Below are 9,033 nucleotides of genomic sequence, written 5' to 3'. Positions count from 1 at the left end.
GCCCGCGGGGGACGTCCCCCGCGGGCCGCACGGCCGGGGCGGGGGCGTGCCCCGTCAGGCTCCGACCGCCGGTTGGCGCCTGCGCTCGGCGGTCGTGCCGACCAGGACGAGCAGGCCCAGGGACGCGGTCCCGAACAGGACCGCGCCCATCGGCACGGCGGTGCTCTCGTCCAGTCCGACGAGGGGCGCGGCTCCGGCGCCGATGAGCATCGGCAGCGCGCCGAGCAGCGCGCCCGCGCTTCCCGCCCTTCCCTCCTGCCCCTCCATCGCCAGGGCGAAGGAGCTGGTCAGGATCATGCCCATGCACGTCATGTAGACGAAGATCGGCACCACCAGCGCGGCCAGCGGGCCGCCGAGCAGTGTGGCGGCCAGCAGCACGCCGGTGGCCACGACCGCGGTGACCACGGCGAACCGCAGCAGTGCCGGCTCGGTCACCCGTTCCCCGAGGCGCCCCACCACCGCGCTGCCCAGGATGATGGCGATCCCGTTGACGCCGAACAGGACGCCGAACGCCTGCGGTGAGACCCCGTGGAGGTCCTGGTAGACGAACGGCGTCCCGGCGACGTAGGCGAAGCTGCCGCCGTGGAGCAGGCCCACGATCAGCGCGTACCCCATGAAGGCGCGGTCCCGCAGGAGCGCGGCCATGGTGCGCAGGGAGCCGCCGGGCGAGCTGGGGACGCGGCGCTCCGGGGGCAGCGTCTCGGGGAGCCCGAGCATGACGACCAGGACGATCACGACGCCGAGCAGGGCGAGGAACAGGAAGACCGTCTCCCAGGTCGCGAAGGGCAGTGCGAGGACGGCTCCCCCGGCGACCGGCGCGACCATGGGGGCGACGGCGGTGACGGCCATCAGCAGCGCGAAGAACCTCGTCAGCGCGGGACCGTCGAACACGTCGCGCACGACGGCCCGGGAGAGGACGGTGCCGGCCGAGGCGGTGAACCCCTGGAGGAAGCGGCCCGCCACCAGTGTCGTGATGTCGGGCGCCGCGGCGCACAGCAGCGAGGCCAGGACGAAGAGCAGCAGCGACACGGCGAGGGGGCCGCGACGCCCCCGTGCGTCGCTGACCGGGCCGACGACCACCTGGCCGACCGCGAGCCCGATCAGGCAGCTGGTGAGGCTGAGCTGGACCTGGGAGGCCCCGGCGTCGAGGTCGGCGGCGATCTGCGGGAATCCCGGGAGGTACATGTCGATGTTGAGGGGACCGAGCACCGACAGGAGGCCGAGGAGGAGGGCCAGGCCCAGGCGTGCGCGTCCGGTCGGGTTGTGCCGCATCGTGGCTCTCTCGGGGTCGTGGCGGGGGCGCGCGGGACTTCCGGCGCCGACGCGCCGGAACGGGGCCGCGGGGGCGGGGTGCGGCGCGGAGTGCGTCGGGGCGGGCGGGGACGGTGCTTCCCGGCCCTGGAGGGGCGCCGGCTAGAAGAGCACCGACATGACCTCTCCCACCTGGCGGAATCCGACCCGCTGGTAGGTGGCGCGTGCGGGGGCGTTGAAGTCGTTGACGTAGAGGGTCACACGGGGGGCGATCTCGGCGAGCGCGTGCTCGACCACCGCCGCCATCCCCGCCGAGGAGTGCCCCCGGCCCCGGAGCTCCGGGTGCACCCACACGCCCTGCACCTGGCAGGCGTGGCGGGTGACCGCGCCGACCTCCGCCTTGAACACGACCCGGCCGTCCTCGATCCTGGCGAACGCCCGGCCGGTGCGCACCAGCTCCTCCACCCGCGCCCGGTAGAGCGCGCCGCCGTCACCGGAGTCCGGCGGGACGCCGACCTCCTCGGTGAACATGGCCACGCAGGCGGGCACCAGGGTGTTGAGCTCGGAGAGGCGGACCCGGCGCACGAGCGGGTCGGCGGGCACGGCGGGGGGACCGTCGATCTCCAGGACGGGCTGGCTGGCGCGGATGGCCCGGGCGGGCCCCCACACGGGGGCGACCTGCTCCCAGAAGTCGCTGACCGCCGCGACGGGGCCGACGATGGACGAGCACCGGCGGCCCCGCCAGCGGGCGTGGTCGGCGAAGCTGCGGATCGCGGCCGGTCCGGCGTTGACCGGGACCAGGTTGGCCCCGGAGTAGCACATCGCGGTCAAACGGCCCCGCTCGACGTGCCCCCACACCTCGGCGCCGTGGGCACTGGCGGCGAGACCGGTGGCCATCAGGCGCGAGGCGACGAAGACGTTGCCCACGGGGTCGGCGTCCAGGAGCGCGCGGACAGCCTCCCGGTCCCGTTCTCCGAGGATCCGTACCGGCGAGGTCCGCAGCATCGCATCTCCCCCCTCTGCCCGGGCCCTCCGGGCTCCGGGACGACTGGCCGAGCCTGTTCGCGCCGATTCCAGCCTATTGGACCGGTTACTCGGATGACCCGGGCTTCCCGGGACTTTCCATGCCGACCGGGCCGAGGCGCTCCACCATCGTCTCAGGTGCGGCCCGGGAGGTGCGCGGCCGGGGCTCGGGACGCCCCTCGCAGACGACGTCGGCGCCCTCGCCCCCGTCCCTGACGGGGACCTCCCCGTCTCGCAGGTAGGCGGTGACGACCTCGTCCACGCACGTGTTCCCGGTGAGGGAGACACCGTGGGTCAGCCCTCCCTCCTCGATCACGAGGCTGGCCCCGGGGAGCCGGTTCCGCAGGGCGTAGGCGCCCTCGACGGGGGTGGCCCCGTCCCGGGTGGCGTGCACGACGAGCGCGTCACCGTCGTAGGCGGGGTGCTCGCCGCGGCCGTCGCCCACCTGGAACCAGTCGTCGGAGTCGCCGTCCCAGGTGGCGCACGGAGCGTTGTACCACATGTTGTGCCAGCCCATGAAGGGCGCCTCCGCGTGGAGCCTCTCGGCGTCCGCGCGCCAGGTGGACCAGTCCTCGGGCCACCGGGCGTCCGTGCACTGGACCGCGAGGTAGCCGCCGTAGCCGCGGTCGGACCCGGCGTCGTCCCCGTAGTCCTCGTGCAGGGAGAGCAGCGGGGCGTCGTCCCCGTCGTTGATCCGGGCGGCGAGCGCCTCGGCGACCCGCGGCCAGGTGCCGCCGCTGTACGCGACGACGATGACGGCGCCCTCCAGTTCGGTGGGGCCCACGGTGCCGGCCGCCGGCGTCGCGGCCAGCTCCGCGCGCAGGGAGTAGTACGCCTCGGAGACCGTGTCGCCGTCGGCGCCGAGGCCGTAGGCGGCGTCGTTGCGGGCCACCCAGTCGAAGAAGCCGTCCGCCGACCTGTCCAGGGCCCGGCTCTGCTCGATGTTGCTCTCGTACCAGGGGTTGTCCGGGTTGACGACGCTGTCCAGGACCAGGGCGCGGACCCGGTCGGGGTAGAGCGAGGAGTAGACCGTGCCGAGGTAGCTGCCGTAGGAGTAGCCGAGGTAGTCGATGGTCTCCTCGCCGAGCGCGGCCCGGATGGCGTCCATGTCGTGCGCGGTGTCCTCGGTGCGGACGTGGTCGAGGAGGCGGCCGGTGTTGGCCCCGCACGCCTCGGCGTAGTCCTCGGCTCCGGCCCGCAGTGCGGCCTCGGCGTCCGCGTCCGCCGGGACGGTGTCGCGGCGGACGGGCGCGAAGAAGGCGGGGTCGCAGGTGATGGAGGGGGTGGACGCCCCGACGCCGCGCGGGTCGAAGGAGACGACGTCGTAGGTCTCGCGCAGCTCCGCGGGCATGCGGCGGTGGGTGTGGGCGGCCCACATGCGCCCGGCGCTTCCGGGGCCGCCGGGGTTGACCAGCATCGTGCGCTCGGCCCGGCCGGTGGCGGGGACCCGGGACAGGGCGAGTTCCACGGTGTCCCCGAGGCCGTGGATCCGCGCGCCGCCGTCGGTGCGGGCCAGGGGAACGGTGAGGGTCGCGCACTCCAGGGTCTCTTCCCCGACGGGTGCGATGTCCTCACAGGGGGCCCACACCAGTCCCCCGGTGTCGGCGGGAGCGGCTCCGGCCGCCGTACCGGTCTGCTCCGCCTGCGCGGGGACCCCCGCGGCGAGGGAGGCCAGGAGCGCTCCGGCGGAGACAGCGGCCAGGGTTCGTGCTCGCACTCGTCCACTCCCTCACACTGTGTGTTCGACCTCATGCATTGTCACTGTTGCGCGACGTGACGGAGGGAAGCGACACGGACCCCAGGGAGGTATACCCCGGTAACATGTGCCCTGCCTGGATCAGACGTGGACAAAGGGGCACAATGCGGCTGGATCGTGTCGATGAGCGGATCATCGCGATTCTCGGCGCGGACGCGCGGATGAGCTTCGCCGAGATCGGCGGCCACGTCGGACTGAGCCCCTCGGCCGTCAAGCGGCGCGTGGACCGGCTGGTGGACTCCGGCGCCGTGCGAGGGTTCACCGTCGTCGTCGAGCCGCAGGCCGTCGGGTGGACCACCGAGGCGTTCATCGAGCTGTACTGCCGCGCCCGCACCTCTCCCGGCGAGATCCGCTCCGGGCTCGCGGGCTACGCCGAGATCACCTCGGCGTGCACGGTCACCGGCGAGGCCGACGCCATCGTGCAGGTGCGCGCACGCGACACGCACCACCTGGAGGAGGTCATCGAGCGCCTGGGCGCCGAACCCTTCGTGGTGCGGACCAAGAGCACACTGGTCCTGTCCCGGCTCGTGGACCAGCCGATCCTCGCCGGGACCGCCGACCTGCCCTGAGCTCCGGGCCCGGCGACCGGCGGGCCGGACGCCCCGGGGAGCCCGGAGCCGCGCCCCCGCGGGAGCGGGTCCCGGGCGGCTGCCGCGCACGCGGCCGGGGGCGTCCGCCCCGGGGAGCCGCGGCGTTCGCCCGCCGGCACGGAAACTCCCGGGTCCCTCCGTTCGTTGGAGGGAGTGGCGCCCCCTGATCCCGGGCGCCAGCGGGGCCGTCCGCCGCGAGGCGGGCGGCCCCTTCCCCGTCCGGCCCGGGCACGGGTTCCGGGCCCGGCCGGAACCGTTGCCGGTGTGCCGCCGGGGGCACCGCCCTGGACGGTCCCGTCCTTGTGGCCGATCCCGGCGCCCGGCCCCGCCACGGATACGAGATCACGGCGGAGGGGGAGGACAGCGCCCCCTCCGGTCACCGCGTCAGCCCAGGACCCCCGCGATCACCGTCGCGGTCTCGGCGATCAGCGCGTTGTCGAACTCGTCGTCCTCCTCGTACCGCATGGACATGATCGCGATGACCACGGGGTCGCCGCCCGGGGGACGGACGACGGCGATGTCGTTGCGCGTCCCGTAGCTCCCGCTGCCCGTCTTGTCACCGACCTCCCAGTCCCCGGGGAGGCCCGCGCGGATCACCTCGTCGCCGGTCGTGTTGTCGCGCAGCATGCCGTTGAGCACGGCGCGCCGGTCCTCGGGAAGGGCGTCGCCGAGTGTGAACTCCTCCAGGCTCGCGGCCATGGCGCGCGGCGTGCTCGTGTCCCGGGTGTCCCCGGGGGCCGTCCGGCTGAGGTCGGGCTCGATCCGGTCGGCCTCGATCACGTCGTCGCCGATCTCCTCCATGGCCTCCTCGAACCCGTCCGGGCCCCCCAGCTCCTCGAGGAGGAGGTTGGCCGCGGTGTTGTCGCTGTAGCGGACCGCGGCGTCGGCCACCTCCAGCAGGGTCATCCCGGTGTCCACGTGCGCCCCGGTGATCGGCGTGTGGCCGACCAGGTCGTCGGCGGTGTAGGAGACGACCTCCTCCATCTCCTCCAGCGTGTTCCGCCGCAGCACCGCGCCCGCGGAGAGGGCCTTGTGGGTGGAGCAGTAGGCGAAGCGCTCGTCCGCCCGGTGGGCGATCTCCTCGCCGGTGCCCGTGTCCACCGCGTAGACGCCGAGCCGCGCGTCGAACCGCTCCTCCAGCCGCTCGAACTCCCGGAACAGCTCCGGCGCCGCTTCCGGGGCGGCCGACTGCTCCCGGGCGGGCTCCTGCCGGGGTTCCGGCCCGGAGGCCGCGCAGGCGGTGACGGAGGTGAGGGCCAGCGCGGCCAGGGCCGCGCCTCCGGCGCGCAGGGTCGGTGAGGGGGTCATGGTCGTGTTCAGCTCCTGTTCGGGGGGTGCGCGGCCCGGCTGCCCGGCCCGCGCGGGCCGCCCCGGCGGGCGGCCCCACGCCAGAAGTCTGGCCACCGATCCCGATGCCGTCCAAGACGGAAACCGCCGCTCCCATGCACGAACGGCATGATGCGTGCTCGGCCCCGCCGCCCGGGACCGGAGCGGTCGCGGGGGCGGGGCACGGCCGGGCTCAGTCCTCCGGGAGCTCCACGGGGGCGAGTGCGTCGAACAGGTCGCCCGGCCCGGGGTTGGACGCGTCGGTGCCGCCGCCGAAGTGGTGCGCCACGCCCCACACCGCGTTGAGCGCGGTCTGCACCGCGCCCTCCGCCCAGCCCGCCGTCCAGGAGATGTCGTCCCCCGCCAGGAAGAGGCCCCGGTGGCGCTCCTCCAGGCCCTCCTGGTGGAAGTGCGTGAACAGGCGGCGCTGGTAGCGGTAGTGGCCCGGCAGGTTCGCCTTGAACGCGCCCATGAAGTAGGGCTCGTCCTCCCACGACACGGTGACCGGGTCACCGGTGATGTGCGAGCGCACGTCCACCCCGGGGTAGATCTTGGACAGCGAGGAGAGCATGACCTCCAGGCGCTCGCCGGCCGACAGCGGCAGCCACTTGAGCGAGTCGTCGCACCAGGTGTACGACAGGCAGATCGCCGCGGGGCCGTCCGGGTCGGAGCCCTCCAGGAGGTAGGTCCCCCGGGTCATGCGGTCGGTGAGCGTCATGCTCATGGTGTCGCGGCCCGTCTCGGGGTCCTTGTCGCGCCAGAAGGCCCGGTCCACGGGGACGAACAGCTTCGAGGACTCCATGTAGTGGGTGCGCTCGATCGCCGTCCAGTGGTCGATCGGCAGCAGGTCGTCGTCGCAGTCGATCTTGGACAGCAGCATCCAGCTCTGCGCGGTGAACACGGCCGCCGGGTAGGTGCGGACGGAACCCGACGCGTCGGTGACCGTGATGTTCCCCGAGGGCGAGCCCTTCGCCGCGGTGCGGCGCAGGGCGGTGACGGCCGGGCGCGGACCACTCCCGTGCAGCGACTCCAGCGTGGTGCCCTGCGCCCAGTGGACGAGCTTGTCCGGGGCGTCCTCCCAGAGCCGCCGGGGAAGCTGCTGGACACCGCCGCGGATGCCCATGTGGTCGTCGTCCGCGCCCGTGTAGGTGACCCGGAGGATCTCCAGGATGGAGTTGGGGAAGTCCGTGTCCCAGCCGCCCGTGCCGAACCCCACCTGCCCGAAGATCTCGCGGTGGCGGAAGGACGCGAACGCCGGTGACTCACAGAGGAAACCGTAGAAGGTCTGGTTGTCCAGCCCCCGGACGAGATCGTTCCAGATCTCCTTCTGGGTCGCGGTGTCGCGTTCGCGGATCGCGCGCTGCATGCGGCTGTGCTGTGCGCCCTCCTCCAGCGTCCGCTCCCAGGCGCGGGCCACCTCGCGGTAGACCTCGGGCAGGTCGGCGAGGGTCGTGGCGTAGTGGGACTCGCCCTTGAGGTCGACCACGGTGCTCGGGGTGGCCGGGGAGAGCGGGTTGGGGAAGGGGGTCGTCTCCAGGCCGACCCGGTCCACGTAGTGGAGGAAGGCGGTGGAAGAGGGCGGGAAGCGCATCGCGCCCATCTCGGCGACCACGTCGTCGGGGCAGCCGGGGAGCTTCTCGGTGCGCAGGCGTCCGCCGATCCGGTCCGCCTCGTACACGACCGGGCGCAGCCCCATCTTCATCAGCTCGTAGGCCGCCACGATCCCGGAGAGCCCCCCGCCGATGACGGCGACCTCGGTCCCGTGGTGCTGCGGGGGGACCTGCCCGAGCCCGGCCGGGTGCTCCAGGTAGGAGTCGTAGGCGAACGGGAAGTCCGGCCCGCACATGTTCAGCGGCGGTGTGCCGGGCGTGGACGGGGTGCCTGCGGCGGTGGGCACTGCGGACGTCATGGAGCCCCTCCTTCGGGTGGTCGGTGATCGGGCTGCGGGGGGCGGGGCGGCGGTCCGGGCGGCCGGGCGCCCCGGACGGCGGCCCCTGCCGCGGTCGGCACGGCCGGCGCCGGGGACGCGTGCGCCCCGGGGAGCGGGTCAGGCGGTGAGCGCCCGGTAGAGGTCGGGCCGGCGGTCGTCCAGGTAGGAGTGCTCCCGGCGTGCGGCGGCGACGGCGTCCGGCGCGACGTCGCCGACCAGGAGCTCCTCGCCCGGGCCGGCGCGCAGCGTCTCGGTCCCGTCCGGCCCGATGAGCGCGCTCAGGCCCGCGTAGGACAGGTCGCCCTCGGTGTCGCAGCGGTTCACGTAGGCCACATGGAGCTGGTTCTCCAGGGCGCGCACGGGCACCACCCGGGTGGGGACCTCCGTGAAGGGGAGCATCAGGGCGGTCGGCACGACGAGGAGCTCGGTGCCCGCGAGGGAGTGTGCGCGCACGGCCTCGGGGAACTCCACGTCGTAGCAGATCAGGAGGCCGACGCGGAACCCGTCGAGGTCGGCCTGGACGACCGGGTCGGCCCCCGGGGAGAACGCGTCCCGGTCCAGGTCGCCGAACAGGTGGGCCTTGCGGTAGGCGGCCAGGCGCGCACCGGTGCCGTCCACGAGCTGGACGGTGTTGTACACGGCGCCGTCCGCGCGCTCGGGGAATCCGTAGACGAGGGCGACGCCGGTGTCGGCGGCGATCGCCGCGACGGCGTCCGCGAGGGGCCCGTCCGCGGGTTCGGCCATCCGGGCCACCGTCCCGGCTCCGAGGGCGTAGCCGGTGAGCGACATCTCGGGGCCGACGAGCAGGCGGGCCCCGGCCTCGGCGGCCTGTGCGGCGCGGCCGGCGAGCCGGCCGAGCGCGTCGGCGACGTCGCCGCTGCGACCGGCCCCCTGGTCCAGGGCCACACGCAGTGGTCCGCGCGTCATGGGCCGCCTCCCCCTCGGTCGTTCTCGGGCCGCGTCCACTCTAGGCGGGAGATCGTGTCGGAACGGTGCGCCGGAGCAGTGGAAACGTGCGTCTTTCCCCCGTGAATCCGCTCTTCCTTGCGTGTTGGGGCGCGTTCGTGCGCGCATCGCCGCGTGGACCCGCCACGGCGCCGGGCGCGTCCCGGCGGCCGGGCGCGTCGGCGGACACGGCGCCGGGGCCGGGGAGGGTC

The 9,033-nt window shown here is 74.3% G+C and carries 7 protein-coding genes; 1 reads left to right on the top strand and 6 read right to left on the bottom strand.

Annotated features, from left to right (window positions below; genetic code table 11):
* Window positions 1-54: 54 nt before the first annotated feature.
* The 3 genes from ACWGL3_RS28750 to ACWGL3_RS28740 form a co-directional block, all read right to left on the bottom strand.
* Entirely contained in the window at window positions 55-1,272 is a 1,218-nt protein-coding gene (locus ACWGL3_RS28750; protein ID WP_267948421.1) for a Bcr/CflA family efflux MFS transporter, read from the bottom strand.
* Between the two features lie 141 nt (window positions 1,273-1,413).
* A complete protein-coding gene (locus ACWGL3_RS28745) occupies window positions 1,414-2,256 on the bottom strand; it encodes a GNAT family N-acetyltransferase (protein WP_267948420.1) in 843 nt (280 codons plus the stop codon).
* Window positions 2,257-2,341: 85 nt separating this feature from the next.
* Entirely contained in the window at window positions 2,342-3,991 is a 1,650-nt protein-coding gene (locus ACWGL3_RS28740) for an alpha/beta hydrolase (protein ID WP_452462018.1), read from the bottom strand.
* A 143-nt stretch (window positions 3,992-4,134) separates the two neighbouring features.
* On the opposite strand from ACWGL3_RS28740, the gene ACWGL3_RS28735 reads away from it, so the two are divergent.
* The gene (locus ACWGL3_RS28735) at window positions 4,135-4,599 is read left to right on the top strand and encodes an Lrp/AsnC family transcriptional regulator (RefSeq protein WP_267948418.1); all 465 of its coding nucleotides are present in this window, start codon (window positions 4,135-4,137) and stop codon (window positions 4,597-4,599) included.
* Window positions 4,600-5,004: 405 nt separating this feature from the next.
* On the opposite strand, the gene bla is transcribed toward ACWGL3_RS28735, so the two are convergent.
* From bla to ACWGL3_RS28720, 3 genes are all read right to left on the bottom strand, one after another.
* Complete coding sequence (bla, locus tag ACWGL3_RS28730) at window positions 5,005-5,928, bottom strand: class A beta-lactamase (RefSeq protein ID WP_267948417.1); 924 nt, start codon at window positions 5,926-5,928, stop codon at window positions 5,005-5,007.
* Between the two features lie 211 nt (window positions 5,929-6,139).
* The gene (locus ACWGL3_RS28725) at window positions 6,140-7,855 is read right to left on the bottom strand and encodes a flavin monoamine oxidase family protein (protein ID WP_452462017.1); all 1,716 of its coding nucleotides are present in this window, start codon (window positions 7,853-7,855) and stop codon (window positions 6,140-6,142) included.
* 138 nt (window positions 7,856-7,993) lie between these two features.
* Window positions 7,994-8,803 (bottom strand): carbon-nitrogen hydrolase family protein, encoded by an 810-nt coding sequence (locus ACWGL3_RS28720; protein ID WP_267948415.1) that lies wholly within the window; start codon window positions 8,801-8,803, stop codon window positions 7,994-7,996.
* Window positions 8,804-9,033 lie beyond the last annotated feature (230 nt).

The organism is Nocardiopsis sp. NPDC055824, from assembly GCF_053616335.1.
This window is presented reverse-complemented; position numbering and strand designations above follow the sequence as displayed.

What these genes read in the sequence shown, in the direction of transcription:
- ACWGL3_RS28750 (WP_267948421.1), bottom strand. Translation starts at nt 1,272, where the DNA reads ATGCGGCACAACCCGACCGGACGCGCACGCCTGGGCCTGGCCCTCCTC.
- ACWGL3_RS28745 (WP_267948420.1), bottom strand. Translation starts at nt 2,256, where the DNA reads ATGCTGCGGACCTCGCCGGTACGGATCCTCGGAGAACGGGACCGGGAG.
- ACWGL3_RS28735 (WP_267948418.1), top strand. Translation starts at nt 4,135, where the DNA reads ATGCGGCTGGATCGTGTCGATGAGCGGATCATCGCGATTCTCGGCGCG.
- bla (WP_267948417.1), bottom strand. Translation starts at nt 5,928, where the DNA reads ATGACCCCCTCACCGACCCTGCGCGCCGGAGGCGCGGCCCTGGCCGCG.
- ACWGL3_RS28725 (WP_452462017.1), bottom strand. Translation starts at nt 7,855, where the DNA reads ATGACGTCCGCAGTGCCCACCGCCGCAGGCACCCCGTCCACGCCCGGC.
- ACWGL3_RS28720 (WP_267948415.1), bottom strand. Translation starts at nt 8,803, where the DNA reads ATGACGCGCGGACCACTGCGTGTGGCCCTGGACCAGGGGGCCGGTCGC.